Source organism: Paraburkholderia sp. Ac-20336 (assembly GCF_017105025.1).
GTDB lineage: Bacteria > Pseudomonadota > Gammaproteobacteria > Burkholderiales > Burkholderiaceae > Paraburkholderia.
This window is the reverse complement of sequence record NZ_JAAGPS010000026.1, coordinates 22,191-48,670: the sequence shown is the minus strand read 5'-3', so window position 1 is coordinate 48,670 and position 26,480 is coordinate 22,191. Positions and strand designations below refer to the sequence as shown.

The following is a 26,480-nucleotide window of genomic DNA, read 5'->3' as shown; positions in this document are numbered from 1 at the left end:
GGTCATGAGGACTCGCCTGCATTCGGTAAGGCACAGCGTAGAGAACTGTGCCGGGCACTGTGTTACGTGCTCCGGTGCGGCTATTACCAGGCATTACGCGAGGCTTTCACCGTAACACCCGGTAACCCTTGACGCTGTTTGGAAAACGAAATCCCTTTCTGCTGCGCGTTAAACTTCATTCCATGGCTACTCAAATCCTGGTCGTCGACGACGACGTCGAATTGCGCGATCTTCTGCGCGACTATCTCGCCCGTCAGGGTATCGAAGTCTCGGTGCTGCACGATGCGGGCTCGCTCGAGCGCCGCCTCGAACGCGAGCGTCCCGACCTCATCGTGCTGGACCTCATGATGCCGGGCGTAGACGGGCTCACCGCGCTGCGCAAGCTGCGCGCCTCGGGCGACGATATCCCCGTCATCATGCTGACCGCGCGCGCGGACGACGTCGACCGCATCGTCGGTCTCGAACTCGGCGCGGACGACTATCTCGGCAAGCCGTTCAATCCGCGCGAACTGCTCGCGCGCGTGCAGGCGGTGCTGCGGCGGCGCCGCACGCTGCCGTCGGCGGCCGCGCCCGAGCAGCGCGAGCCGTTCAGCTTCGGCCGCTTCACGCTCGACTTCCAGTCGCGCACGCTGCATCACGAAGACAAGCCGCTCACGTTGTCGGGCAGCGAGTTCGCGCTGCTGAAGATTTTCGTCAATCATCCCATGCGCACGCTCACGCGCGAGCGCTTGCTGGAACTGCTGCACGGTCCCGAGTACGACGGCACCGACCGCGGCATCGACGTGCAGGTGTGGCGCCTGCGCCGCATTCTCGAAACCGATCCGTCCACGCCGCGCTTCATCCAGACGGTGCGTGGCCGCGGTTACGTGTTCGTGCCGGACGGCGAGCAGCATGCGTCGGCCCATTGATTCGCTGTTCGGGAGACTGGCACTGCTGGTTGTCGGCGTGCTGCTGCTGTCGCATTTTGCGTGGTACGCGCTGATACGGCTCGAACGCTCGCAGTTCCAGACGCGCTACGCGGTCGAGGAAGCGATCTTCCTCGTCGACGCGGTGCGTCAGCATGTCGCCCGTACACCGGATCAACCGTTGCCGTCGCGCGTGAAGCTCGTCGATCCGGCGAGCCCCGACGTGCCGCCGGCAAATTCCACCATGCCGGCGCCGCTCTCGCGTTTCGTCGAAGACGTGCGCGACCGCATGCCGGACGGCACCCAGGTGCGCGTGGGTCCGCCGGGCCATCCGCCCACGCTGTGGGTGCGCGAGGCGAACGATAGCAACTGGATCGTCGTGCCCGTGCAGCCGCTGCGCATGCCGCACTCGCTCGACCGCACGGTGCTGTGGCTCGTCATGATTTTCTCGTTCGCGGTGATGGCCGCGGTGTTCGCCGCGTGGGCCTTGCAGCAGCCGCTGCGCTCGCTCGCGCAGGCGGTCACGCGCTTCGGCCGCGGCTTGCCGGTGTCGCCGGTGCCCGAGCGCGGCCCGCGCGAATTGCGGCAGCTCACGCACGGCTTCAATCAGATGGTGCAGGAAGTCGCGCGCACCGAGAACGATCGCGCGGTGATGCTGGCCGGTGTCGCGCACGATCTGAAAACGCCGCTTGCGCGCCTGCGGCTGCGTGCCGAGATGATGGACGACGCGAAGACGCGCGACGGCGTGGTGCGCGACGTCGATTCGATGACGCATATCGTCGAGCAGTTTCTCGTGTTCGCGCACGACGGCGCGGATCGCAGCGAACCCGTCGAAGTGGATGCGCAATGCGAGCGGGTCGTGCGCAGCTATCGGGCGGTGGCCTCTGGCGCGCCGACCGTGGAGACGGAACTCGCCGCGGGGCCGTCATTCCTGCTGCCGGCCGCCACGCTCGACCGGATTCTCTCGAACCTGCTCGATAACGCGCATGCCTATGGCGCGCCGCCGGTGATCGTGGCGACCGCGCGCACGGCGCAGGGCTTCACGCTATCGGTGAGCGACAGCGGCAAGGGCATTGCCGCGCAAGACATCATCAACGCGAGCCGGCCGTTCGTGCGGCTCGATCCGGCGCGCGGCGGCAACGGCCATAGCGGGCTCGGTCTCGCGATTGTCGAGCGGCTCGTGCGGCGCGCGGGCGGCGAATGGGAAATCGGCAATCACGATGGCCGTGGCTTGCGCGTGCTGATGAGCTTCTCGTTCGAGATGCTGCCGAAGGTGGCGGCAACTTCGGAGCATGCCTGGTAAATGCCACGATAAATGGCTGGGGAAGGCGAGGCACGGTGGGGGCGATGTTCGCGGCACGCGGCCTTGCGGCCACGTGACTCGCGCCTGATTGCACCCCCGGCGTCTTAATCCGAGAACAGCGTATTGAGCGCGTTGGCCGTTTCGCTGTCCACCGTATTCCACGTGACCGATTCCGCCTCGAAGATGTAGTGCGTCGTGTATTTGCCGAGGCGCGCCAGTATTTCCTCCTGAATCAGTTCCGGCGCGACTGCCAGTTTCAGATACCACGCGGTCGACGACAGGCGCGTCTGAAACGCACCGTATTCGGCCAGCAGGTGGTCGAATGCATCAGCATCCTGATCGCGACAGACGATGACCAGATTTCCCTTCATGCGAATCTCCCGTTAGAGCAGTAGCGACAATTCCAAGATCAGGATCGATGATACCTGCTTCGCTGCGAGAGGCTCGGAGATGGCGTCGACGGATGCGCCTGCTTACCAGGCGTTGACCGCCGTGCGCGTGGGCGGCGCGGTATCGTCGGGCGGCAGCGCCTCGGTGCGGTCGCGGCCGCCGGTCTTGGCCGCGTAGAGCGCGGTGTCGGCGCGGCTCATGAGGCGCTCGGGCAGATCGTCCGGCGACAATTCCGTGATGCCGATGCTCACGCTCAGGCTGACCGAGGGCGGCAGCTTCGGCGACGGCGCGGCCTTCAGCGCGAGGCGCAGACGCTCGACCACTTCGCGGCCGCCGGCAAGACCGGTGGCCGGCAGCAGCAGGCCGAACTCCTCGCCGCCGAGCCGGCCGATGGCGTCCGAGCCGCGCAGCTCGGTGCGGCAGGTATCGACGAAATGTTCGAGCGCGCGGTCGCCGGCCGCGTGGCCGAAGCGGTCGTTGATCTGCTTGAAGTGGTCGAGATCGGCGATCGCCATGCACAGCGGCTCGCGGCCCGCCTGCGCGCGGTCGATCTCGCGGCGCAGCAGGTCGAGGAAGTAGCGCCGCGACAACGCGCCTGTCAGCGCATCGTGACGCGCCTCGGCCGACAGCAGCGTATTGGCCGATTGCAGCTGCTTCGCGAGATCGCGCGTCGCACGATGGTGGCGCCGTTCGCGCACGTAGGACACGGTAATCACCCACGCGAGCGCGACGGTGCCGGCCAGCGTCAGAAACACCAGCAGATGATCGCGCTTGTGATTGCGCAGCAACTCGGGCCACGCCGCGAGCGGATCGACCAGATGTGCGGACAGCCCCGAATTCAGGCCGCTGCGGTTCTGATACAGCGCCGGCGCCGGCTGTTCGCTCATGCCGAAGAACTGCGCGGCCGCGGCCGCCGGGACCCACGGCGCCTGCTCGCGCAACTGCGTGTCGACGCGGATGCGCATCTCGGGAAACGTCTCGCGCCGATAGATGATGCGCCGCTCGGCGGGGCTCATCTGCGTGATGCGCGAGCTCGGCATCGCGCGGCCTTCGAGCCCGCTGTCGTGCGCCATGATGATGACGCCGTTGTCGTCGGTGACGAAGGTGCCCGCGTGCGCTACCCAGTGACGCAGCCGCGCGATGCCGACCTTCGCGACCACCACGCCGACCAGCAAGCCGTCCGAGTAGACCGGCGCGGCGATGAAGATGCCCGGCTCGCCGCTCGCGCGGCCCACGCCGTAGGCTTCCGAAAACGCGCCGAGCAGCGCGTTGGTCATATAGCTGCGTGTGCGCATGTCCACGCCGACGAGCGACGGCTGGATGCCGGCCGGATTCGAGATCGTGGCGCTCGACGCCACGCAGATGCCGTTCGTGTTGACGATCCAGATCTGGTCGAGCCCGGAGAAGCCCTGCGCGTCATGCAGGAACTGGCTGACCGCCGCCATCTGCGGATTGCCGAGCAGCGCGGCGCGCAGGGCGGGTTCCGCCATCCCCGCGTTCACGGCATAATTCTGCGATTGCACGAGGGCGCGCTGGACTACGTCCATTTCGGCCATGGTCGCGGGGATGGCGCGGGACATCGCGAGGTCGCTGGCAATCACCTCGGCCATGTTGTCGACGATCGACGTGGACATTTGCCGCTGGCTGTGCAGAGCCGCATCCAGTTCCTGCTGTACCATCCGGTCCGCGACCATGCCAGCCACGAACCAGCAAACCAGTACGATCAGCGCGAAGCTGACCGGTCCGGCTATCTGGCGCAAGGTTGTCCTGTTCATCGACCCTCTGATCCGTCTGTCTGTGACATGCAACTTGCTCATTCGCGGCAACGCGCGGGTGCGGTCTGCGGCCCTTGCGTCGGCACCTGGCCGGGGCTGCTCGCCCGCCTTGCGGCCGATGCCCTCGTGGGTCCTATGGTCGATGTGTTTGCCGCTGGTCTGCCGCCGTGTTTGAAACGGCTGACGATTCAAACACGGCGCGAACCCGGCGGCCCGGCAAGAATCGTTTGAAAACAGGTGCGTCGTTTCCTGATTCTAACCGTCATGAGGCCCGGCGCCATCCTTATTGCAGGGATGCGCACTGCATGGATCAGGCCGGTCAGATTCATAACGGCAGGCGCCTCGTTTTCTTGATGGCTGCATCGGTCTCGCAGGCGGATTCGTCAGGATTCCCGATACGCTGCGATTACCGTGTATGTCGTTTGCGCGCCACGCCTTGCGATACGGTGCGCGCGCGGATCTGCCATCGCGCAGCGCGGCGAGGTACAGTGCGGCGCGCTGCCGATATGGCGCAAACAGGGGCGGTTGTAAGGCCCCGGTAACCCTGTCTCGCAATTTGCGGGGAAAGGTTGTATCTGAAACATAGGATGGTGTAGTGTCGTGCCGTCCAAAATGAGGAAAGCCCGCCGGCCTTCGGGCGGCGTCCGCGGCGACAGGTATCCGTGTGATGGTTGTGCTCGCGGGCGGCTCGTTCGCGAACATGTCCGTTGCCGGACCACGTGTCTTCAACGCTAACGATTTACCACGCACGCGCGTTTTGCCATGCCCGATTTCCACTTTCCGGACCGATCTGTTGACCGCCGCGTTCAAGTCGCGACCTCCTTCGAGCGATCGCATGCCTGTTTCGAAAGAGGGGGCATCTAATGGATTTCAGCTTTGACCTCAAACGCACCGCCAATGCGTCGGCATGGCGCGTGCTGCCCAACCGCTGGGACTTCGTCGCGTTTCCGCTGATCATCTGTCTGATCGCGATGGCGTCGATCGGCTTTCACGAGACGCTCGCGCCGATGTCGACGCTGAAGACCCAGGCGATCTCGCTCGATCCGTCGAACCTGCCCGAGTACGCGATGCGCACCACGCTGCGCATGCTCGCGGCGATGGTGGCCTCGCTGATCTTCACGCTCATTTACGGCACGCTGGCCGCCAAGAGCCGCCGCGCCGGCCTCGTGCTCGTGCCGATTCTCGACATCCTGCAGTCGGTGCCGGTGCTCGGCTACATTTCGTTTACGGTCACGTTCTTTCTCGCGCTGTTCCCGGGCCGCGTGCTCGGCGCCGAGTTGGCCGCGATCTTCGCGATCTTCACGAGCCAGGCGTGGAACATGACGTTCAGCTTCTATCAGTCGCTGCGCACGGTGCCGCGCGATCTCGACGAAGTCTCGCGCGGCTTTCATCTGACTTCGTGGCAGCGTTTCTGGAAGCTCGAAGTGCCGTTCTCGATGCCGGGCCTCATCTGGAACATGATGATGTCGATGTCGGGCGGCTGGTTCTTCGTGGTCGCTTCCGAAGCGATTACGGTCGGCAACAACACGATTACGCTGCCGGGCATCGGCGCCTATCTGGCGCAGGCGATCAGCGACAAGAACCTGCACGCGATCGGCTGGGTGATTCTCGCGATGACGGTCGTGATCCTCGCGTACGACCAGTTCCTGTTCCGTCCGCTCGTCGCGTGGGCCGACAAGTTCCGCATGGAAAACACCAGCTCGGGCGACGCGCCCGAATCGTGGCTGCTCGACCTGATTCGCCGCACGCACCTGATTCACCGCCTGCTCGTGCCGCTTGGCTGGCTATTCGCGCACGCCGCGCGCATGCGTTTCCAGCTGCCGGCGTTCAGCGCACCGCGCTTTCATATTCCGCAGAGCGAGAAGAACTCGAAGGTCGGCGACATCGTGTGGGCGGCGCTGGTGCTGATCGCCACCGCCTACGTGGTGTATCGCGTGTTTCTCTACGTGCGCACCGGCGTCACGCTCGACGAGATCGGCCATGTGCTCGTGCTCGGGCTCATCACGCTGCTGCGCGTCGTGGTGCTGATCGCGATCGCCTCGGTCATCTGGGTGCCGATCGGCGTGCTGATCGGCCTGCGCCCGGCGCTCGCGGAAAAGATCCAGCCGCTCGCGCAGTTTCTCGCGGCGTTTCCGGCGAACCTGCTGTTCCCGGTGTTCGTGATCGTGATCGTGCGTTTCCATCTGAACCCGGATATCTGGCTCTCGCCGCTGATCGTGCTCGGCACGCAGTGGTATATCCTGTTCAACGTGATCGCCGGCGCGAGCTCGTACCCGAACGACTATCGCGAGGCGGCCAAAAATTTCCATATCCGCGGCTGGCAGTGGTGGCGTCAGGCGATGCTGCCGGGCATTTTCCCGTACTACGTGACGGGCGCGATCACCGCGTCGGGCGGCGCGTGGAACGCGAGCATCGTGGCCGAGTTCGTGCAGTGGGGCGATACGAAGGTCGCGGCGCACGGGCTCGGCGCGTATATCGCGCAGACCACCGCGGCGGGCGATTATCCGAAGATCATCGTGGGCATCGCCGTGATGTCGCTGTTCGTCACGTTGTTCAACCGTCTGCTGTGGCGTCCGATGTACGCGTACGCCGAAGGCAAGCTGCGGCTCGATTGAGCGTCCCCGAACCTGTCGCTGCGCGCCGGGCCCTCGTGGGCGGCCAGCCAGACCCGAGGGGCGGCGCGGCGTTTTGATAAGAGAAATGAAGGCATAACGCGATGCAAAATCCTAAAGCTGCTATGACCGCCGCGCCGATCCAGACACCGCCGAAGCCCCCGCGTCTCGGCGACGAAATCCTGCGCGTCAAGGACGTGTGCCGCGGTTTCAACAAGACGCAGGGCGAGCTGCTCGTGCTCGACGATGCGAATCTGTCGCTGTGCGAAGGCGAGATCGTCGGGCTGCTGGGCCGCTCGGGCTCGGGCAAGTCGACGCTCCTGCGCATCATCGCCGGCCTGATCGAGCCGACCGGCGGCGAAGTCACCTATATGGGCAAGCCGCTCCAAGGCCCGGCGAAGGGTGTCGCGATGGTGTTCCAGACCTTCGCGCTGTTCCCGTGGCTGACCGTGCTGCAGAACGTGGAGGCGGGTCTCGAGGCGCAGGGCGTGGCCGCCAGCGAGCGCCGCACGCGCGCGCTCGCGGCGATCGACCTGATCGGTCTCGACGGCTTCGAGAACGCGTATCCGCGCGAGCTGTCGGGCGGCATGCGCCAGCGCGTCGGCTTTGCGCGGGCGCTGGTGGTCGATCCGACGCTGCTGCTGATGGACGAGCCGTTCTCCGCGCTCGACGTGCTGACCGCCGAAACGCTGCGTACCGACCTGCTCGATCTGTGGACGCAGGGCCGCATGCCGATCAAGGCGGTGCTGATCGTCACGCACAACATCGAGGAAGCGGTGTTCATGTGCGACCGCATTCTCGTGCTGTCGTCGAACCCGGGCCGCGTGATCGCCGAGATCAAGGTGCCGTTCAAGCATCCGCGCAACCGTCTGGACCCGGCGTTCCGCAAGCTGGTCGACGACATCTACGCGAAGATGACCGCGCGTCAGACCGACGAGCAGACCAAGAAGGGGCTCGAACTGCATAGCTGGCTGCCGCATGTGTCGACCAACCTGATGGCCGGTCTGATCGAAACGCTGGCCGCCGCGCCGTACCACGGCCGCGCGGACATGCCGGAAATCGCGCGCTCGCTGCATCTCGAGGTCGACGATCTGTTTCCGATCGCCGAAGTGCTGCAACACCTCGGTTTCGCCGACGTGCGCGAAGGCGATATTTTCCTCACGCCGCCCGCGCGCGTGTTCTCCGAGTTCGGCACGCAGGAACGGAAGATGATGTTCGCCGAGCATTTGCTGCGGCACGTGCCGCTCGCCGCGCGAATCAAGAAGGTGTTGAACGAGCGGCCGGGGCATCGCGCGCCGCGCGTGCGCTTCGAGCAGGAGCTGGAAGACTTTCTGTCGGATAGCGCCGCCGAGGAAACGCTCGATGCGGTCATCAACTGGGGCCGTTACGGCGAGATTTTCTCGTACAACGACCAGACCGAAATTTTCAGCCTGGAAGACGTGGAGTCGTAAAGCGCGGAATTTTGTGCGCGCGATTCGGCCGGCAGATTTGGCTTGCAGGTTCAGCCGGCAGGAAGCGATTCGAACGATAGGCTCGCTTGACCAAGCGGCGGGGCGGATTGAATCGACTGCGCCGCTCTTTGCCACCAACCAGATGGTCGGCCTGACCGAAACGGCCCGCCCGGCATAGCCGGGCGGGCCGTTTCTGCTTATTGCAGCGTGCCCCAGCGTGCGACCGCCGGCTCGGCCGAGGCCCACTTCCAGCCCTTGTCCTGATGGCAGGCGCTCGCCGTGAACCACATTTCCAGCGCGTTCGGGCCGTCGCCGTCCTGCACCGAGAATACGAACTCCTTGCAGAGCGCGAGCGCCGAACTGAAGGCGCGCGTCACGCGCACCTCACCGTGGCCGTTCTCGATCGGCAGCGTATGCTTGACCGACCACGGCCGCGTTTCGCCGACCGGCATCGCGCCCGCCAGCGCCGCGATCAGGTCCTGCTGGTCCTGGTGCATGTTGCGCATATAACGGGCGACGACTTCATCGGTCGCGGCCTGCACGGCGACGCCGACGCCGAGCGCAACGGCCGGATTGCTCGTGACGATTCCCGACGCGACACCCGCCGCGGCACCGCTTGCCGCGCCGATCGAGCCGCAGCCGCTCGCGAGCAGGCTCGCGGCCACGCACAGCACGCCGGCCGCGATGTGGCGCAGGCGGTTGCCGGCCAGCGTCAGCGTGCCTGGGGGCGTGGCGGTGCCGGTAGCGCGAGGGGCTGGATCAGACGTGGCTTCGAGCGAAGCATGACGACGTACCTGACGCACGGGATGCGCGGCCCGAAACGGCAACCGGAGCCGGAGCGCAAACCAGGCTGGCCGGCGCCTCGCAGCCTTGAGCGAAAGCCTCGTCATTGCAGCGAGCCCCAGCGCTCGGTAGCCGGTTCGGCCGAGGCCCAGCGCCAGTTGCTGCCGTCACGGCAGATCGACGCGATATAAAACGCACTGCTCGCGGGCACATTCTGGGTCGCGTTCTGATCGACGGAGAAGACGATTTCCTTGCAGTCGAGCGGACCGGTGCTGATCAGGCGGCTGACTGTCACGCGGCCGTGTTCGTCGTCTTCGATCGGGAAGGAGTGCGTGATGCTCCAGGGGGCCACCGCGCCGACGTCGAGCGGTCCTGCCGCGGTTGCGATGCTGTTCTGGGTGTTTCTGTGGACCACGCGCTCCGAGTACTGCACTCCGGCACGCGCCGCGGCCACCGCGCCGAGACCGATGCCGGTCGCGACCGCCGCATTGCTGGTGACCTTCGCCGCGACCGCTGCACCCCCGATACCGGCGCCCGCCACCGCGCCTTCCGAGTACAGCGAGCTGCAACCACTCAATGTCGATGAGACCGCCAGCGCGAGCGCGACAAGCGCTGTTGCGTGAGGGCGCTTGCGCGCGGCAGCGGATTTCGCGTTGCCGGCCCACACCATGTTCTTTTGCATTTCTTTTGTCCCTGCTCGTACAGGTGTCGTCGCTCACGCGCCAGGCAGCATGTGAACGAGCGGCACGTCGTTCCTGTCGTTCCCGTCGTCCCAATACGCAGCGGAATTGTGCAGGATGATATTTGTAATGGGCAGTGGGAAAATGCAAGAAATTGCAAAACATCGTGCATGGCACGGCGTTTTCTGTTTTTTCTTCGGGGTTTGCCGGCGAATTGTATTGGCGTATTGGCGTTTGGGCGGATTCGCTCATCGGCGCGCGAGGCGGCTCGCACCATGCGGCGAAGCTATACGCGCGAACTTCGGCATTCCGGTGCGAATGGGCATCGTGCCCGGCAATGAATCGCGGCGCGAACAGCGGATTCGCCGTCGGCACATGTATTCGATGCCCGTTATCGACGCACCGCCTCGCTACTGCTCGGCCTCCTCTTCGCCGTTCTCGTCGCCGTATGCGCTCAGGCGGTTGTACAGCGTTTTCAGGCTCACGCCGAGCGCTTTCGCCGCGCGCCGCTTGTCGCCGCCGCAATACTTGAGCGTGCCGAGAATGATCTGCTTTTGCGCATCGGCGAGCGGCGTGCCGATCCACACGCTCATCGCATCGCCCTGCGTGACCGCTTTCTTGACCCGCGATGCGAGATGCGGATGCGGCAGCTCGACCGTCTTCTCCGCGAGAATGAACGCGCGATACACGGCGTTCTTCAGTTCGCGCACATTGCCCGGCCACGACCAGGCGCGCAGCGTTTCGATCGAGCGCTTGCTGAAGCTCTTGCTGGTGCTTTCCTGTTGATTCAGCTGCGCGAGGAAATACTGCGCGAGCAGTTCGCGGTCGTTTTCGCGCTCGCGCAGCGGCGGCGCGCGCAGCGGAAAAACCGCGAGCCGGTACATGAGGTCTTCGCGCAAGCCGTTTTCCTTCACGGCCACGGCGGGATCGCGATTGGTCGCGGCGATCACGCGCACGTTGCCGCTAATCAGCTCGTTGCCGCCGACGCGATAGAACGTGCCCGTCTCGAGCGCGCGCAGCAGTTTGACCTGGCGCACCGGCGCCATTTCGGTGATCTCGTCGAGAAACAGGGTGCCGCCGTTCGCGTGTTCGAAGTAGCCGATGCGGCCCTGGACCGCGCCGGTGAAGCTGCCTTTCTCGTGGCCGAACAGTTCGGCTTCGATCAGTTCATCGGGAATCGCGCCGCAGTTCACGGCGACGAACGCGGCGTCCTTGCGGCTGCTGCGCTCGTGGATCGTGCGGGCGATCAGTTCCTTGCCGGTGCCCGATTCGCCGATGATCAGCGCGGTCGCGTCGGTATCGGCGACGCGCTCTATCTGCTCGTAGAGATCGAGCATCACCGGCGACGAGCCGTATAGCAGCCCGTACGATTTCAGTCCCGCGACGCCGTCCGCGACGCGCTGCTTCGCTTGTGACGAAGCATGGCCGCCGGCGGAGACGGTGGGCGAGTCCAGATCGATTGACGCCATAAAGAAGGGGAGTCCTGTGCAAATGAAGTTCGTGGTGCGGCGCGCAGGCCTTGAGACGCGATAGACCGTACAGCCACTATCCCACAAAAGTCGATTTAACCACTTCGGTACGGTTTCCGGCAATCGACGCGGCCGCGCGAGAAATATTGCCGCGCGCAACCGGTCGAAACTGCCCGAATACCGCATGCGAGCGCTGTTAAAGCGGCAAATTTGCCGGGCATGCGCTTTGCGGCATGGACGAATTCATCGGCTCGCGAGAGCTTCGGGCGGCACGCGAAAGAGGGGAGAGAAGCGCGCGAACGGTGCCGTCGACGGGTTCGGCGATGGGCGCATGCGTGCCGCGATCCATGCCAGGAGGCTCATACGCACGCCGAGCCGGACGAGACCAGACAAGGAGTGAGCGATGACCGACACGACGCAACAACTTGCACTCGGCAGCCAGAAGATCGTCGAGGATTTACGGGTGCTGCTGAGAGACTCGGAAGAAATGCTGCGGCTTGCCGGCAACGTGCCGGGCGAGGGCGTCGACGCGTTGCGCGAGCGGCTCGGCACGCATGTCGAGACGCTGCAGTCGGCGCTCGGCGATGCGCAGCGCAACGTGCATCGGCGCTATCGCGGGGCGGCCGTCCGCACCGAACGCTATGTGCGCCACCACCCATGGCGTGCGATCGCGCTCGCGGCGGGCAGCGGTTTCCTGCTCGGCGCGCTGGTTGCGCGTTAGCCGTGGCGTGAAGGCGCATCGGCTCGCGGCATCCGCATGCCTGGCACTCTTCCCACTACGACCAAGGAGTTCACCATGGCACGACCCACGATTGGCATCTTCGGCGCACTGATGGCGCTGGGCGGTTTCCTCGCGATTCGCTATGTGCAGAACCGACGCGCGGGCCAGTTTGCCGCCGCTCGCGACCTGAGCCGCTGGGAAAACGAGGGCGGCGCGGTGGCAACGCCGCGCGCCCTGGCGAGCGAGGCGGCGGTGACGTCGGGCGCGCACGGTACGAATGGCACGAACGGTTCGGGTCAGGCGCACGGCGAAGGCGACGCATGGCCGTTTCCGCGCGGCTGAGTTGTGATCGGACCCGCGATCGAGCCGCACGCGCCTGCCGCGTGCCGCCTGAGCGGGATTGCTGGGCGGCGTCCCGACGGCGTTATTAAACGAATCCTATAAAGCCGTATAATGGGCAAATAGGCAACAATAAAGCGCCAATTCCGCAGGTTTTTCGCGATATTGTTGCGCTTTTATTCGCAGTGGTCGGCCGGACGTGAATTCGGTGTGACTCCAGCGCGGTTCCGGGTCACGCAGCCGGCCTGCCTGGCGGCATGCGATCCGCATGTTTCGCTCCTTTCTTGACCCACGCTTGCAGGCTTTCGAGACGCGATGCCACATGTACTGATTGTCGATGACGACGCAGCTACCCGCGAGGCGCTTTCCGCAATCATGGGGGGAGACGGCCTGACCACCGCCACCGCGGGCGATTTGCGCGAAGCGCGTATTCAACTGGTCCGGCAGATGCCGGACGTCGTATTCACCGACCTGAAGTTGCCTGACGGCAGCGGGGTCGATCTGTTCGAAGACCTCGATCCGCGCTCCGGCGTCGAAGTGATCGTGATTACCGGTCACGCGACCGTGGAGTCGGCGGTCAGCGCGCTGAAAATGGGTGCCGCCGACTACCTCGTGAAGCCGATCAACATGCAGCGCGTGAAGGCGATCCTCTCGCGCCTGCCGCGCGCCGGCGACCTCAAGGCGGAGATCGGCACGCTGCGTGGCGAGTTGCGCCGCATGGGCCGCTTCGGTCTGATGCTCGGCAATTCGCCGGCGATGCAGGAGGTCTACGACCAGATCAGCCGAGTCGCGCCGACGGCGGCCTCGGTCATGCTGGTCGGCGAATCGGGCACCGGCAAGGAGGTCGCCGCGCAGACGCTGCACGAGTTGAGCCTGCGTCGCAAGCATGCGTTTCTCGCGGTCAATTGCGGCGCGATTTCTCCGAACCTGATCGAGTCGGAAATGTTCGGCCACGAGCGCGGCTCGTTCACGGGCGCGGACCGCCAGCACAAGGGTTATTTCGAGCGCGCGAACGGCGGCACGCTGTTCCTCGACGAAATCACCGAGATGCCGATCGAGTTGCAGGTGAAGCTGCTGCGCGTGCTCGAAACCGGCATGTTCATGCGCGTCGGCACGACGCGGGAAATCGAAACCGATGTGCGCCTGATCGCGGCCACCAACCGTGATCCGGAGCAGGCGGTGCTCGAAGGCAAGCTGCGGCTCGATCTCTATCACCGCCTGAACGTATTTCCGATCAGCCTGCCGCCGCTGCGCGATCGCGGCAAGGATGTCGAACTGCTCGCGCAGGCGTTCCTCGACGAACTCAACGAGCGCCATGACACGAAGAAGCATTTTCCGGCCGCGGTCAAGGAGATGCTGCTGTCGTACCCATGGCCCGGCAACGTGCGCGAGCTGAAGAACTACGTGCAGCGTGCGCACATCATGTCGGGCGCCGATTCGGACAGTACCGCGACCGTGCCGTTGCAGATCACGCTGTCGAAGCCCGCGGCCGGCACCGCGATCACGATTCCGTTCGGCACGTCGCTCGCCGAAGCGGACCGTCAGCTGATCCTGGCGACGCTCGAACAATGCGGCGGCGTGAAAACGCGCGCCGCGGAAATTCTCGGCATCAGTCTGAAGACGCTGTACAACCGCCTTGTCGAATATGGCAACGATGCGCGTGAAGACGGCGACGCCGCCGACGAATCGCGCGCGCTGGGCGGCGCGAACGCCTGATTCGACGCGGCGATTGGCGTAGAACGCTGCGGGTTCGCGCCAGTCGTGTTGAGCGGCGCCGGTTCGCCCGGTGCTTCGCTTCGATAAGTCTGAATCAGCACGCTAACCCGGCACGCCAAACCTGACTCCCCAGACGACCGCGCGCGCATCGCAAAACGGCACAGCCTTTGCTGCGTTTCAACGAAACGCAAAACGAGGACACCGACATGCCGCGAGACGTTGCCGCTCCCGAGCCGCCGCTGCCGAAGCGCGCTCACCGGCCCGAGCCGGTCGAGCCGCCCACTGCGCCGCCCGATCCGGGCGAACCCGATACGCTTCCAACGCCGGGCCCCGACCCGATCGATCCCGACGAACCGTTTGCACCGCCGATCGGCGATCCGCCGCCGCAGCCGACGCAAGCGCCTCAGGCCAATGCGCGTCCACTGCGGCCGATGCGCTTGCGCCGCCAGAAGCGCTGGCCGCATCGTCACGGCAATCCGCGCACCGGACCTCGCGCCGCGACAGGCTAAATCATGCAAAACGCCCCGTTCGCGGCGGCGAATTGATGTACTTGTTACAAAGCCGAGGCATTTTTTACCGGCAATTTGCCGTCACGCCCCCTAGACTGTATGAATGCCGCCACAGCGGCGAGCTTCCCCTGGAGGCATCGATCATGCGACATCCCGCATTGCGACGTTCCGCGCGGCACTCGAAGCGCGGTCCCCGGCAGGGCGACGGCAACGCCGAGCCGGCCGTGTCGCCGGACCCGGCCGGGCAGAACCGGATCGCTCCGCATACGCCGCCGGACGGCGAACACAATCAGGGCGGGGTGCGTCAGGAAGGGCTCGAATACCAGCGCGACCTCGGCTCGGAGCAGGACGCCTGAGCCCCGGCGGCCACTTCGGGCAGGCACGAGGACCGGTAAACAAGGCTTCCTGTTTCATCATATAAGACAGAAAAAACTTCTTCGCGATGGTCTGCGGTCGCGCGTTTTTGCTCGTCCAACGCAGTTGAATATATTTTTATTTTCGAGATACCGCGGAAATCGGCACGCCACTTGCGTGCACCGTTTTGGCACATATCCGCATACAACGAAACAATGGAGTACCAATGAGCAGATTGATCGTGGTATCGAATCGTGTCGCACCGATCCAGGAGGCGCGGCCCGCGGCGGGCGGGCTGGCCATCGGCGTGCTCGACGCGTTGAAGGAGACCGGCGGCGTCTGGTTCGGCTGGAGCGGCGAAACGGTGGGCGAGCCGTCCGCCCCGGTGATCGAAAAACAGGGCAACGTGACCTACGCGACGGTGGGCCTCACCAAGCGCGACTACGATCAGTACTACCGTGGCTTCTCCAATACGACGCTGTGGCCGACCTTCCACTATCGCAACGATCTCTCGCGCTACGACCGCCAGGAGTACGCCGGCTATCAGCGCGTCAACGCGACGCTCGCGAAGCAGCTCAAGGAGCTGCTCGAACCGGGCGACATCATCTGGGTCCATGACTATCATCTGCTGCCGTTCGCGCGCTGCCTGCGCGAACTGGGCGTGCAGAACCCGATCGGCTTTTTCCTGCACATTCCGTTTCCGGTGCCCGAGGTGCTGCGCACGATTCCGCCGCACGACGAACTCGTCAAGGCGATGTGCAGCTATGACGTGATCGGCTTCCAGACCGAAGCCGACCGCCAGTCGTTCGTCGACTACATCGAGCGCGGCCAGCACGGCACGTCGAGCGAAGACGGCATGGTCCACGCGTTCAATCGCTTCCTCAAGGTGGGCGCCTATCCGATCGGTATCTATCCCGATGCGATCGCCAGGGCCGCCGAGCAGTTCATCGACCGCAAGCCCGTGCGCAGCCTGCGCGACGGCATGCGCGGCCGCAAGCTGATCATGAGCGTCGACCGGCTTGATTACTCGAAGGGGCTCGTCGAGCGTTTCCAGGCATTCGAGCGGCTGTTGCTGAACGCGCCCGGCTGGCATGGCCGCGTCTCGCTCGTGCAGATCGCGCCGCCGACCCGCGCCGACGTGCAGACCTATCAGCGCATCCGGCAGACGCTGGAGGGCGAGGCGGGGCGCATCAACGGCCGTTTCGCGCAGCTCGACTGGACGCCGATCCAGTATCTGAACCGCAAATACGAGCGCAATCTGCTGATGGCGCTGTTCCGCCAGTCGCAGGTCGGCTACGTGACGCCGTTGCGCGACGGCATGAATCTCGTCGCGAAGGAGTACGTGGCTTCGCAGGACCCGGCCGATCCGGGCGTGCTCGTGCTGTCGCAGTTCGCGGGCGCGGCCGAGCAGTTGCCGGGCGCGCTCGTCGTCAATCCGTTCGATCTCTCGCAGATGGCCGAAGCGCTCGAACGTGCGCTCTCGATGCCGCTCGCCGAGCGCCAGGCGCGTCACGCGGACATGATGAAGCCGCTGCGCGAGAACAACCTGTCGGTGTGGCGCGATACGTTCCTCGACGATCTGCGCAACGTCGCGACCGCGTCTTCGGTGAGGGCCAAAGCGGTAAAGCTCGCTGACGTGACGGCATCGTCGTCGTAAGCGCAGGGGCGTCGTCCGCGCTGGTGGCCGCGGATGGCGCCCATGCCGATCACGTCTGATTCGCGATAGCGCGCCAGGAGACCTGGAGCAATACGTGGAGCAATGAAGGAAGGGCGCGCATCGCGTTGTGCGATGCGCGCCCTTCGTTTGCGTGGGCCTATGGGCTGCGTGTGTTTCTACGCGTGTTCATGCGCTTGCGTGCACGCGCATGAACACGCGTATAGGCACGCAAGCACGACCGCGGGAACGTGAGTACGCGACTAGGCGACCACACGCGCAGCAACCTCAATCCGGCTGCGTCACCTTCTGCATGATCCGCATCGTGCTCACGAGCGCGGCTACTGCCGAAAAACCCGCGGCGACATACAGCGCAACGATCGGCCCGTTCTGCGGCGCGACGCCGAAGATCAGCGCGACCAGGGCCGCGCCCAGCGTCTGTCCGGTCAGGCGCGCGGTGCCGAGCATGCCGCTCGCGCCGCCGCTGCGCTCGCGCGGCGCCGAAGACAGCATCGTGCGATTGTTCGGCGACTGGAAGATGCCGAAGCCCGCGCCGCACAGCGCCATGCGCCAGGCGATCTGCAGCGCGTCCGGATGCGGGCCGAGCGTGGCGAGCAGCAGCAGCCCGGCCGTCATCGCGGCGAGCCCGATGCCGCCGAGCCAGCCGGCCGACACCTTGTCCGACAGCACGCCGGCAATGGGTGCCGCGATGATGATGATCGCGGGCCACGGTGTCATCAAAATACCAGTTTCGACCTGCGACAGGCCGAGCGTTTCCTGCAGCATGAACGGCAGCGACACGAACGCGAGCATCTGCGCGCAGAACGAACAGACCGAGGTGCCGATCGACAGCGCGAACACCGGGATGCGCAGCAGGTCGATCGGCAGGAGCGGCGCGGACTGCCTGAGCTGACGGCGCACGAAGAAGTAGCCGATCACGAGTGCGCCGAGCGCTTCGAGCGTCACGTAGCCGAAGAGCTCGCCGTGACCGAGGCCATCGACCGCGAAAATCAGCAGGCCGAACACGAATGCGTTCATGACCGCGCTCAGATAGTCGTACGGCGATTCGTGGCCGCGGTTCAGCGGCAGTGCCTTGATGGCGCAGACGATCGCCGCGACGCCGATCGGCACGTTGATCGCGAACAGCCACGGCCACGAGGCGACGGCAAGCACGCCCGAGGCGACCGTCGGTCCGATCGCCGACGACACCGCGACCACCACCGCGTTGATCGAGACGCCGCGCCCGAGCTGCGCGGGCGGATAGATCATGCGCACGAGCGCGGTGTTCACGCTCATCACGCCGGCCGCCCCGAAGCCCTGGAACACGCGCGCGAGCGCGAGCGTCGTCAGCGAGGTCGAGACCGCGCAGCCGAGCGAGGCGACCGTGAACACGATCAGCCCGGACAGATAGATGCGCCGGTAGCCGATGCGATCGCCGAGCGAGGAGAACGGCAGCAGCGTGATCGTGATCGCGAGCTGGTACGCGTTGACGACCCAGATCGACGAGGCGGCGCTGGCGTTGAGGTTGCGCGCGATGGTCGGCAGCGCGACGTTGGCGATTGCGCTGTCGAGCACCGCGAGCGTGAGCCCGAGCGCGATGACGAGCATCGCCCAGTAGCGTTGCGGAATCGGCAGACCCTGGTGTTCGGCGCCTTGTGCCGGCGAGGCGGCGAGGGTGGAGCCGTCGTTGCGCGAGGATTGTGCGTGCATCGATTGTTCGAGTTGTGATGGGACGGCTGCGCAGTCGCGCGACCCGGCGTGAAGGCCGCTTCGGCCCACGCCGGCGCCGCATCCTGCTGCGTTATTTGAGTTCGTAAAGGCCCGTGTGAGTGGTCGAGTCGATTTCGTTCAGGTGGGTCATGAAGCGCGCCACCGCGTTGGTGGTGTCCGCGCTGACCGGCAGATGCGGCACCTTCAGCGCATGCAGCCGGAAGATGTAGCGATGCGTGCGATCGCCGCGCGGCGGCGCAGCGCCGCCGAAGCCGACCGTTCCGTAGTCGTTGCGCACCTGCAGCGCACCTTGCGGCAGCAGCGCGCCGTCGGCCTTGCCGGCATTGCGCGGCAGCGCGCGCGCATCGGCCGGAATGTTGACGACGACCCAGTGCCAGAAGCCGCTGCCGGTCGGCGCATCGGGATCGTGAACGGTGAGCGCGAAGCTTTGCGTGTCCGCGGGCGGAGCTTCCCATTGCAGCGACGGCGAGATGTTTTCGCCGTCGACGCCGAATGCCTTGTCGTCGTATTCGTGGGCTTTCGGCATGAAGCCGTTGGTGGGAAAGTCGTCGGACCAAAGACGGAAGTCAGCCATGATGTGCCTCCCTTGTTGATTGGTTCTGCGAGCGTCGGAGCGTGCGCCTGCGCGGCGGACGAAGGCACCTGGGCGGCCCGCCGACGTGTTGCGCAACGTGCGGCGCAGGCGCCTGCACGCATTGCGGATGCAGGGCGATACGTACGCCGATACGCATTCCGGGAACCCCTCGACAGCCCCCCGAAAGCGCTCCGAACAAGCCTTTCGAGTGTATCACCAGCGGCCGCCGGACTACCGCACGAGACGTGGGCAGCGCGCGCTTTTCAGCCGTCCTGGCGCGTTCTAACGCTGTTTTTCATCCGCGTTCTTCGAACTCCGGCGCGTCGCTTTTGAGCCATGCGACGAGCCGTTCGAGCACGCCCGCGATATCGCGATTCGCGCCGCGCAAAGCGCATTCCCATACCACGGCGACGCGCCAGCCGCTCGCGAGCAAGGCGGCGTGCACCTTCTCGTCGTTGCTGCGATTGCGGCCGATCTTCTCGCGCCAGAACTCGGGCCGCGTCTGCGGCCATTTGAACAGATGGCAGTCGTGGCCGTGCCAGAAGCAGCCATGCACGAACACGACCGCGCGATAGCGCGGCAGCACGATGTCGGGCCGGCCCGGCAGATCGCGGGCGTCGAGCCGGAAGCGAAAACCCTGCCGGTGCAGCAGGCTGCGGATCAGGATTTCCGGCTTGGTGTTGCGCCCGCGAATGCCGGACATCATGCGGCTGCGGGTCGCGCTATCGACGATATCGACCATCGTCAGCGCCCCGGCGAAGCATGCGCGGCGCGCCGGCTGCCTCGCGTGCGGGACCGCTCACGCATGGAGCGGCCAAGACTGTTTCGAACCATGGCGGGTCGGACTCGCGAGCAGGGTTTGCAGATGCGGCTGCATGATACGCGCCACTTCGCGCATCACCGGCATCACGACGCTGTTGCCGAACTGGCGGTAGGCCTGCGTATCGCTGACCGGAATCCTGAAGGTGTCGGGAAAGCCCATCAGGCGCGCGCATTCGCGCGGCGTGAGACGGCGCGGCCGCAGCGCTTCGCCCTGATAGACGAGGATCTCGGAGCCGTCCTTGTGATAGCGCGCCGAGAGCGTGCGCGTGACGCTATCCGGATACGCCATGCCGAAGCCGAAGCCGTTGCCGGCCGCACGATGCTTTGCCGCGTAGTTCTGCAGATAGGCCCATAGCTTCGGTGTGAGCGTGTACTTCGGCTGTACGCGGCGCGCGGCGTGGTCGAAGAAACGGTCGTGGTCCCACGGCAGCACGGGCTCGCTGCCGTCCGTGCGATGCAGGATCGAGCCGAGGCGCGGGCCGTGCTCGGGCAGGCGCAGGTCGTCCCACGAGAACCCGGTCTTGCCGCGAAAGCCGACGATGATGATGCGCTCGCGATGCTGCGGCGTGAAATGCTGCCCGTCGATCACGCGGTAATGCACTTCGTAGCCGAGTTCGTCGCGCAGCGTTTGCAGGATCACGTCGAAGGTGCGGCCCTTGTCGTGCGAGAGCAGGTTCTTCACGTTTTCGAGCAGGAACGCGGCGGGGCGCTTCGCCGCGATGATCCGCGCGACGTCGAAAAAGAGCGTGCCCTGGGTCGTGCATTCGAAGCCGTGCGGACGCCCCAGCGCGTTTTTCTTGCTGACGCCGGCGATCGAAAACGGCTGGCACGGAAAGCCGCCGAGCAGCACGTCGTGGTTCGGCACGTCTTCGGCGGGAAAGGCGACGATGTCGCCGATCAGCTCATGCTCCGCGCTGCCGGAATAGTGTTCGCCGTAGTTCTCGCAGTAGGTGCGTGTCGAGAACTCGTTCCACTCGCTCGTGAACACGCATTCGCCGCCATGCGCCTCGAAGCCCATGCGAATGCCGCCGATGCCCGCGAACAGATCGATGAAGCGAAAGCGCGCCGCGCCGCTCGTGTGGTTCGCCGTGCGCGCGCCCTGTTGCAGCAGATCGCGCAAAGCGGGCTCCAGCATCGCGGGACAAGGCGTTTCGCCTTTTTCCCAGCGCCGTACCGTTTTGATGTCCTTGCCGACGTGGGCGGCGATTTCGCGTTGAGTGAAGCGGGCGCGCGCCTGCTGGAGCAGGTCGAGCGGAGCGGCGAGGGTCACGTGGCGTCCTTGCTGGGAATATTTGCGGACATTATGACCTAAGGTTGTCCCATTTCCCTATTTTTACCGCCGATACTCAAGGAATTCTCCGCGGGTTCGCTTCGTCGCGACATTCATCGGTGGAGAAATGTGCTTGTCACGGTTAGGCGTGTAGGCTTGCCTTGTGACGCCGGTTCCCTGCGTTGCACTGTGTGTTTATGGCCGCGACCCGTGACGGTGTGCGCGGCCAATTTTTTTGCGGCGGCGCTTGCAGAGCGACGAACGTGGAACGCAGCGCGTCAGACGGGGCGGCCCGTTTGCGAGGAACCGCTGGAGCGCGCCGAATACGCCGCACCTGACGCGTGCTCGTGCGGCAACGGCGCGGCCGCCGCCGGAGCGAACCGCTCCCATTCGGGCAGCGGCGCCGATTCGAGGCGGTCGAGTTGCAGCAGCAGGCTGTCGACCTTGCAGAACTGCGCGTGCGAGAGATGGCCGACGTCGAACAGCGCATGCAGGCGCTTGCGCCAGTAAACGGCGGGCAGAATCGGACCGCCGAAATCGCCGCGCAACGACACCGGCATGACGCGTGCGATGTGCGCGAGGTCCTGGTCGATCAGCGCGGCTTGCGATGATCCCGAAAGCGTCGTGAGCAGGTTGTCCATGGCTCCTCCATGATTTTTGTTACGGCCGTGCCCGGCGCGACTTTAGGCTGCTCATGAGAAATTTTTCGCTATCGCGGGCATGCGCTGATCGACCGATGCCGCGCCGCGCATGACGGCGCCCTCGGGCATAGCCGTTGCTGTACCGCGATACCGGCGCAATGCCGCGCCGGCATGTGGGCTTATCGCGGAAACGGAGTCGCATATGAACAAGGATCAAGTGAAGGGCGTAGGCGAACAGATCAAAGGCAAGATCAACGAAGCCGTCGGCAAGGCGACGAACGACCCTGCCAAAGAGCTGAAGGGCCATCTGCAGCAAGGCGCCGGCAAGGTGCAGAAGGCCTACGGCGACGCGAAGGAAGAAGCGAAGGACGAGGCGAAGCGCAACAAGCCGTAAGTTTCGCCCGGCGTGGTTTGCCGTCGGAGCAAAGGCGTCGCCGAGGCGGCGGCGCCTTTGCGTTTTATGCGGTGCGTACCTTGATGTGCTGGTTTGACGTGGCGGTGCCGTGCGTCGACACAACGCGGACGGCAAGCGGACGGAGAGCGGACGGCTCGTGACGGGTATTGCAGATACGGCGGTTTGCGCCGTGGCGTGTGCCGGTGCCTGGGAGTAACCCGCGATGTCGATGGCGGACGTTCCGTGCGCGGCGTGTCGCCTTTAGACTGGGCGCATCCCACAAGGAGATCGCGCCCATGACACCCGAAAAAATGCTTTCGATGTTCGAGCGGCAGTACCTGGAAGGCAAGACACCGGCCGATCTCGAAGCGGCCTGCGCGAGCTTCGCCGCCTGGCTCGCGGCGGCGTGGGAATTGCTCGACGGCAACGAAAAGACGCTGCTGCTGACGGTCGGCGCGGCCTTGTGGCGCGACGGATATAACGTGCGAGCAGGGACCGCGACCAAGGATTTATGGTGAGCGGTCCGGTGTGGGCGGCGACGCGAGGCCGGGGAGCGAGGTAGCGAAGCCGGAAGGCGACGGCGTCGCCCGCGAAGATTTTGTCGCCGCGCGCGTTGCGCCGTGTCGGTTTATATTGGCCGGTCTTGAAATTTCTCTCGCATGAGGCGACCCAATCCCATGACCGATTTGTCCGCTTTCCCGATTACGAAGAAATGGCCCGCCGAGCATCCGGAGCGGATTCAGCTCTATTCGCTGCCGACGCCGAACGGCGTGAAAGTCTCGATCATGCTCGAAGAGACCGGCTTGGCGTACGAGCCGCATCTGGTGCGCTTCGATACCAACGATCAGATGACGCCGGAATTCCTGTCGCTGAACCCGAACAACAAGATCCCGGCGATCCTCGATCCGAACGGCCCCGACGGCAAGCCGCTGCCGCTGTTCGAATCGGGCGCGATCCTGATCTATCTTGCCGACAAGAGCGGCCAACTGATCGCGCAGGACGCGGCCGGCCGCTACGAAACGCTTCAGTGGGTGATGTTCCAGATGGGCGGCATCGGCCCGATGTTCGGTCAGGTCGGCTTCTTCCATAAATTCGCCGGCAAGGAATACGAGGACAAGCGTCCGCGCGATCGCTACATCGCCGAGTCGAAACGGCTGCTCGGCGTGCTCGAACAGCGCCTCGAAGGACGCAAATGGGTGATGGGCGATCAGTACTCGATCGCCGATATCGCGATCTTCCCGTGGGTGCGTAATCTCGTGGGCTTTTACGAGGCAGGCGAGCTGGTCGGCATTCAGCATTTCCCGAACGTGAGGCGCGCGCTCGCTGCTTTTATCGAGCGGCCGGCCGTCGCGCGCGGCTTGAATATTCCGCAGCGTCCGGCTTGATCGCGGGGCTCGGGCCGGGCGGGTGACGTTGAGCCCGGCCTTGAGTGGAAGCGGGTAGGGGGAACACGGAGGAACGCGGATCGCCGGGTTGGGCCGCCGCGGGGCCGTGCGACGGCGGGCGCAGCGGCGAATGCTCAGGCCGCTTCGACGAATACGCCGTTGGCAAACACGATCCACGTTGCCTTGTCGTGACGGGCCCGCTCTTTCACGATCTTCAACTCGTTTTCGGTCAGTGCCTGCACGTTGACCAATTCCATCATGAAGTGCACGGCTGGAGCGGGGGCAGGGGCATGTCCCAAGCCGGCTTTGTGCGCGGCCACGATTTTTACCTGGGCTCGTCGGAACTCGGCGGAAAGATCCACGGGCGGTTTCTTCTCTCTTGCAATCTTCTCCTGCAACGAGATGTTGACCGACGCCGCGATGAAATTGCCGGCGACGCCGCTGAAGAGCGCGAGCATCGAGGTCATGAAGATCTTTTGAGCTTCTGTCCAGCCCGGCAGAATGAATGCGCCCGTCATGAAAGCGATAAAAAACATGACGATGCCGCTAAAGAGCACGATGCGCGCGTTTTTTTTCTCGATGTTCGATGCTGCCCAAAAGGCAACGGCAAGAAGCACGAGATTGATAGCCACGCCGATAGCGATGGTCGATGTCGCAGACATGTTCATGTTCTGTATGTAGTCGGTTGAGTGTGCGAGCGTGTTGACGGTTTATGGTAATGGAAGTGGTTGGGGCTTTTTATGCGGCGGCGATAAATAACGAAAAAAGAACTCGCGCCACGAAATGTAAGTACATCGCTAATTTCAATGGGACGCCTGGCGATTGCACGACGAATCCGTTCTGCTTTTCAGCGTGGTCCGCGAATAGGTTCGGGAACGTTCTCGGTGCGAGCAGCTTTGGCGATACCTTTGCCACGCTGATCGGGCTTTTTCATATCTGGTGCTCACGCGTCCATGTCGTGTGACGTGCCGCGAGCCGGCGGCACGGCACGGTGCGGCGCGGTTCCGGTGCCGAGGCATGCTAGGATCGTCAGCCGTCGGTCGCCTTTCGGTCGGTCCACCCCATGCGATGAAAGCGAGTTACCAGGATGCCCATCAACTATCTCCGCAGCTTCACGGCGCCTGAACGGACGGACGCCACGAATCGCCGCCTCGGCCGATCATTGGCGTTTGTCGCGGGGGCGGCGAACGCCGGCGGTTTTCTGGCCGTTGGCCAGTACACCTCGCACATGTCCGGGATCGTCTCCTCGCTGGCCGATAATGCCGTGCTCGGAGAGGCGGGCCTGTTCGTTTCGGGGCTCGGTTCGCTGCTTGCGTTTCTCGTTGGCGCGGCCGCGTCGGCCATCCTGATCAACTGGGGGCGTCGCCGGCGCCTACGCAGCATTTACGCGACGCCGCTCGCGATCGAGGCCGTTCTTCTGCTGTGTTTCGGGCTGCTCGGCGCCAATCTTGAACATCATCGCCTGCTCTTTCTGCACCTGACTGTCGGCGTGCTTTGCTTCGTCATGGGACTGCAAAACGCGATGATCACGAAAATTTCCCGCGCGGAAATTCGCACCACTCACGTCACCGGCCTGGTCACCGACGTCGGAATCGAACTGGGCAAGATGTTCTACTGGAACAGGCGACCGATGGCCGGCGAAGGTAGCGTCCAGGCGGACCGGCAAAAGCTCGCGCTGCTTGGTTCGCTGCTTCTGGCGTTCGTCGCCGGCGGCGTGGCCGGCGCATTGGGTTTCAAGCATCTGGGATTCATATCGACGGTGCCGCTTGCGATCGTCCTGCTCACGTTAGCGGCGGTGCCGCTGCTCGATGATCTATGGGGCGAGCGCTGTTAGTCCGGCGAGCGCACAGGGTCACCCACGAACCCGACTATTTCTTTGCCTTGGTTGCCGGGGCGGCGCGCTTGAGTTTTTTCGGGGCATCGCTTTTCCCCAAGCCCCAGTCGTCATACTTTTTCATGCAGAACATCAGCACGAGAATGCAGAGCACATAGACGCCGACGGTCCAGTTGTTATCGGGGTGCTCGGAAATCGTTAAGAATGCCGCCGAGGAGATGCCAAGCATCAACGGCGTGAGGGCTTCATCCGGACCCTCGGTGAAGAGCATGTAGCCCAAGTCAATCCCGGCCGAAATCCCCAAGGCTTTGCCGATGTATTGGAACGTGTGGATCGAAAGCAGGTGCGCCATAAACGTCGACTGCTCAAGCGCCTTTTGGTCCCACACATGGGGAATCTGCAGCGTTTGCATGAGTTCCGCCGCGCCCTTGAGCAGGAGGGTGGCCATGAGGGTCGCACCGATCAGGCATTGAAGCCCCACTTTGACTGTGTGCGCTATGCGGGTAACGGGATTGAGTGCCTCTGTGTGTTCGTCGTTTTCGGTGGTCGTTTGGGAGTTCATTATGGGTTTGCCTGATGCGGTGACGGTATTGCCTGCTCGTCATAACGACCTCGTTGGCGAAAACTGAAGACTTCGTGCTCGTCTGTGTGAATGCGGGGGTGTGGTTTATCGGGTGTTTTGTGCGGTTTTTCTGTTATTGGGTCAATGAGCGGGGTGACCGCGTTCCGGACATGCCGGGTAATATCCGTACCATGATGGAGACGATGGGCGGGACTGTCGAGATTGATGAGTATCGGTAGGGTACGGGTTGGCGCGGGCAGAAAAAAGCCCCGCAGTGCAAGGCGTACGGTTTTTTCTCCGGGAAACCTTGGGGGACGCACACGCTCTATCAGGTTTCCGTGAGCGAAAGCTTCTTCGAGCAGTTTCCCGAGTGGCGCGTATACCTCAAGCCGTAGCGGGCGAGAGGTCAAGTCGTTCAAAGAGGGCCTTTAGCGCTAGCCAGGACATTGCTCAATGTCCATGGCCGCCGCCGTGACCTCCGCCGCCATGTCCACCGCCATGATGTCCACCGCCATGGCCGCCGCGACCGCCTTCCCAGCGCCCGTGGCCGTGATTCCAGTCTCTATGACGGTAGTCGCCACGGTGGTAACCACCTCCACCGCCTAC

The 26,480-nt window shown here is 64.5% G+C and carries 26 protein-coding genes; 14 read left to right on the top strand and 12 right to left on the bottom strand.

Going from position 1 to position 26,480, the window contains the following annotated elements; translation table 11 throughout:
* Positions 1–182: 182 nt before the first annotated feature.
* Together GXB81_RS11180 and GXB81_RS11175 are read left to right on the top strand one after the other, a co-directional pair.
* The gene (locus tag GXB81_RS11180) at positions 183–908 is read left to right on the top strand and encodes a response regulator (RefSeq protein ID WP_167036830.1); all 726 of its coding nucleotides are present in this window, start codon (positions 183–185) and stop codon (positions 906–908) included.
* Entirely contained in the window at positions 892–2,208 is a 1,317-nt protein-coding gene (locus GXB81_RS11175) for an ATP-binding protein (RefSeq protein WP_205989138.1), read from the top strand. The genes GXB81_RS11180 and GXB81_RS11175 overlap by 17 nt, the downstream gene beginning before the upstream one ends.
* Before the next feature lie 104 nt (positions 2,209–2,312).
* On the opposite strand, the gene GXB81_RS11170 is transcribed toward GXB81_RS11175, so the two are convergent.
* A complete protein-coding gene (locus GXB81_RS11170; RefSeq protein ID WP_167036835.1) occupies positions 2,313–2,579 on the bottom strand; it encodes a hypothetical protein in 267 nt (88 codons plus the stop codon).
* A 102-nt stretch (positions 2,580–2,681) separates the two neighbouring features.
* On the bottom strand, positions 2,682–4,373 hold the full coding sequence (locus GXB81_RS11165) for a sensor domain-containing diguanylate cyclase (protein WP_205989137.1): 1,692 nt from the start codon (positions 4,371–4,373) through the stop codon (positions 2,682–2,684).
* 863 nt (positions 4,374–5,236) lie between these two features.
* Here GXB81_RS11165 and GXB81_RS11160 point away from each other — a divergent pair.
* Together GXB81_RS11160 and GXB81_RS11155 are read left to right on the top strand one after the other, a co-directional pair.
* Positions 5,237–6,988: an ABC transporter permease subunit gene (locus GXB81_RS11160; RefSeq protein WP_167036841.1), complete on the top strand. Its 1,752-nt coding sequence runs from the start codon at positions 5,237–5,239 to the stop codon at positions 6,986–6,988.
* Positions 6,989–7,089: 101 nt separating this feature from the next.
* Positions 7,090–8,436, top strand: coding sequence for a nitrate/sulfonate/bicarbonate ABC transporter ATP-binding protein (locus tag GXB81_RS11155; RefSeq protein WP_167036844.1), 1,347 nt, complete (start codon positions 7,090–7,092; stop codon positions 8,434–8,436).
* Positions 8,437–8,633: 197 nt separating this feature from the next.
* On the opposite strand, the gene GXB81_RS11150 is transcribed toward GXB81_RS11155, so the two are convergent.
* The 3 genes from GXB81_RS11150 to GXB81_RS11140 all read right to left on the bottom strand — a co-directional run bounded on the left by GXB81_RS11150 (position 8,634) and on the right by GXB81_RS11140 (position 11,368).
* The gene (locus GXB81_RS11150) at positions 8,634–9,152 is read right to left on the bottom strand and encodes a hypothetical protein (protein ID WP_205989144.1); all 519 of its coding nucleotides are present in this window, start codon (positions 9,150–9,152) and stop codon (positions 8,634–8,636) included.
* Positions 9,153–9,322: 170 nt separating this feature from the next.
* Positions 9,323–9,901 carry a hypothetical protein gene (locus GXB81_RS11145; RefSeq protein ID WP_167036846.1) on the bottom strand — a complete coding sequence of 193 codons (579 nt, stop codon included), beginning with the start codon at positions 9,899–9,901 and terminating at the stop codon, positions 9,323–9,325.
* A 408-nt stretch (positions 9,902–10,309) separates the two neighbouring features.
* A complete protein-coding gene (locus GXB81_RS11140) occupies positions 10,310–11,368 on the bottom strand; it encodes a sigma-54 dependent transcriptional regulator (protein ID WP_205989136.1) in 1,059 nt (352 codons plus the stop codon).
* A gap of 403 nt (positions 11,369–11,771) precedes the next feature.
* Between GXB81_RS11140 and GXB81_RS11135 the strand changes: the two genes are divergently transcribed.
* The 6 genes from GXB81_RS11135 (at position 11,772) to otsA (ending at position 16,664) form a co-directional block, all read left to right on the top strand.
* Positions 11,772–12,089: a DUF883 family protein gene (locus GXB81_RS11135; RefSeq protein WP_167036852.1), complete on the top strand. Its 318-nt coding sequence runs from the start codon at positions 11,772–11,774 to the stop codon at positions 12,087–12,089.
* Between the two features lie 75 nt (positions 12,090–12,164).
* Complete coding sequence (locus GXB81_RS11130) at positions 12,165–12,431, top strand: hypothetical protein (RefSeq protein ID WP_167036855.1); 267 nt, start codon at positions 12,165–12,167, stop codon at positions 12,429–12,431.
* Between the two features lie 312 nt (positions 12,432–12,743).
* Entirely contained in the window at positions 12,744–14,144 is a 1,401-nt protein-coding gene (locus GXB81_RS11125; RefSeq protein WP_167036858.1) for a sigma-54 dependent transcriptional regulator, read from the top strand.
* A gap of 206 nt (positions 14,145–14,350) precedes the next feature.
* On the top strand, positions 14,351–14,653 hold the full coding sequence (locus tag GXB81_RS11120; RefSeq protein ID WP_167036861.1) for a hypothetical protein: 303 nt from the start codon (positions 14,351–14,353) through the stop codon (positions 14,651–14,653).
* A 143-nt stretch (positions 14,654–14,796) separates the two neighbouring features.
* The gene (locus tag GXB81_RS11115; RefSeq protein WP_167283885.1) at positions 14,797–15,009 is read left to right on the top strand and encodes a hypothetical protein; all 213 of its coding nucleotides are present in this window, start codon (positions 14,797–14,799) and stop codon (positions 15,007–15,009) included.
* Between the two features lie 224 nt (positions 15,010–15,233).
* Positions 15,234–16,664 (top strand): alpha,alpha-trehalose-phosphate synthase (UDP-forming), encoded by a 1,431-nt coding sequence (gene otsA, locus GXB81_RS11110; protein ID WP_167036866.1) that lies wholly within the window; start codon positions 15,234–15,236, stop codon positions 16,662–16,664.
* A gap of 285 nt (positions 16,665–16,949) precedes the next feature.
* Here otsA and GXB81_RS11105 read toward each other — a convergent pair whose 3' ends face one another.
* The 5 genes from GXB81_RS11105 to GXB81_RS11085 form a co-directional block, all read right to left on the bottom strand.
* Positions 16,950–18,371 carry an MFS transporter gene (locus tag GXB81_RS11105; protein WP_167036869.1) on the bottom strand — a complete coding sequence of 474 codons (1,422 nt, stop codon included), beginning with the start codon at positions 18,369–18,371 and terminating at the stop codon, positions 16,950–16,952.
* Positions 18,372–18,462: 91 nt separating this feature from the next.
* Positions 18,463–18,966 (bottom strand): YbhB/YbcL family Raf kinase inhibitor-like protein, encoded by a 504-nt coding sequence (locus GXB81_RS11100; RefSeq protein WP_167036872.1) that lies wholly within the window; start codon positions 18,964–18,966, stop codon positions 18,463–18,465.
* A gap of 295 nt (positions 18,967–19,261) precedes the next feature.
* Entirely contained in the window at positions 19,262–19,708 is a 447-nt protein-coding gene (gene vsr / locus GXB81_RS11095) for a DNA mismatch endonuclease Vsr (RefSeq protein ID WP_167036875.1), read from the bottom strand.
* Positions 19,709–19,765: 57 nt separating this feature from the next.
* On the bottom strand, positions 19,766–21,058 hold the full coding sequence (gene dcm, locus GXB81_RS11090) for a DNA (cytosine-5-)-methyltransferase (protein ID WP_205989135.1): 1,293 nt from the start codon (positions 21,056–21,058) through the stop codon (positions 19,766–19,768).
* A 278-nt stretch (positions 21,059–21,336) separates the two neighbouring features.
* Positions 21,337–21,699 carry a hypothetical protein gene (locus GXB81_RS11085; protein ID WP_167036880.1) on the bottom strand — a complete coding sequence of 121 codons (363 nt, stop codon included), beginning with the start codon at positions 21,697–21,699 and terminating at the stop codon, positions 21,337–21,339.
* 202 nt (positions 21,700–21,901) lie between these two features.
* On the opposite strand from GXB81_RS11085, the gene GXB81_RS11080 reads away from it, so the two are divergent.
* From GXB81_RS11080 to GXB81_RS11070, 3 genes are all read left to right on the top strand, one after another.
* The gene (locus tag GXB81_RS11080) at positions 21,902–22,093 is read left to right on the top strand and encodes a CsbD family protein (protein WP_167036883.1); all 192 of its coding nucleotides are present in this window, start codon (positions 21,902–21,904) and stop codon (positions 22,091–22,093) included.
* A gap of 296 nt (positions 22,094–22,389) precedes the next feature.
* Positions 22,390–22,611, top strand: a complete 222-nt coding sequence (locus GXB81_RS11075; RefSeq protein WP_167036886.1) for a hypothetical protein — start codon at positions 22,390–22,392, stop codon at positions 22,609–22,611.
* A 159-nt stretch (positions 22,612–22,770) separates the two neighbouring features.
* Entirely contained in the window at positions 22,771–23,478 is a 708-nt protein-coding gene (locus tag GXB81_RS11070) for a glutathione binding-like protein (RefSeq protein WP_167036889.1), read from the top strand.
* A 134-nt stretch (positions 23,479–23,612) separates the two neighbouring features.
* On the opposite strand, the gene GXB81_RS11065 is transcribed toward GXB81_RS11070, so the two are convergent.
* The gene (locus GXB81_RS11065) at positions 23,613–24,140 is read right to left on the bottom strand and encodes a hypothetical protein (RefSeq protein WP_205989134.1); all 528 of its coding nucleotides are present in this window, start codon (positions 24,138–24,140) and stop codon (positions 23,613–23,615) included.
* A gap of 425 nt (positions 24,141–24,565) precedes the next feature.
* On the opposite strand from GXB81_RS11065, the gene GXB81_RS11060 reads away from it, so the two are divergent.
* Positions 24,566–25,312, top strand: coding sequence for a YoaK family protein (locus GXB81_RS11060; protein WP_205989133.1), 747 nt, complete (start codon positions 24,566–24,568; stop codon positions 25,310–25,312).
* A gap of 34 nt (positions 25,313–25,346) precedes the next feature.
* Here the strand turns inward: GXB81_RS11060 and GXB81_RS11055 are convergent, their stop codons facing one another.
* Positions 25,347–25,874, bottom strand: a complete 528-nt coding sequence (locus tag GXB81_RS11055) for a hypothetical protein (RefSeq protein WP_205989132.1) — start codon at positions 25,872–25,874, stop codon at positions 25,347–25,349.
* Positions 25,875–26,480 lie beyond the last annotated feature (606 nt).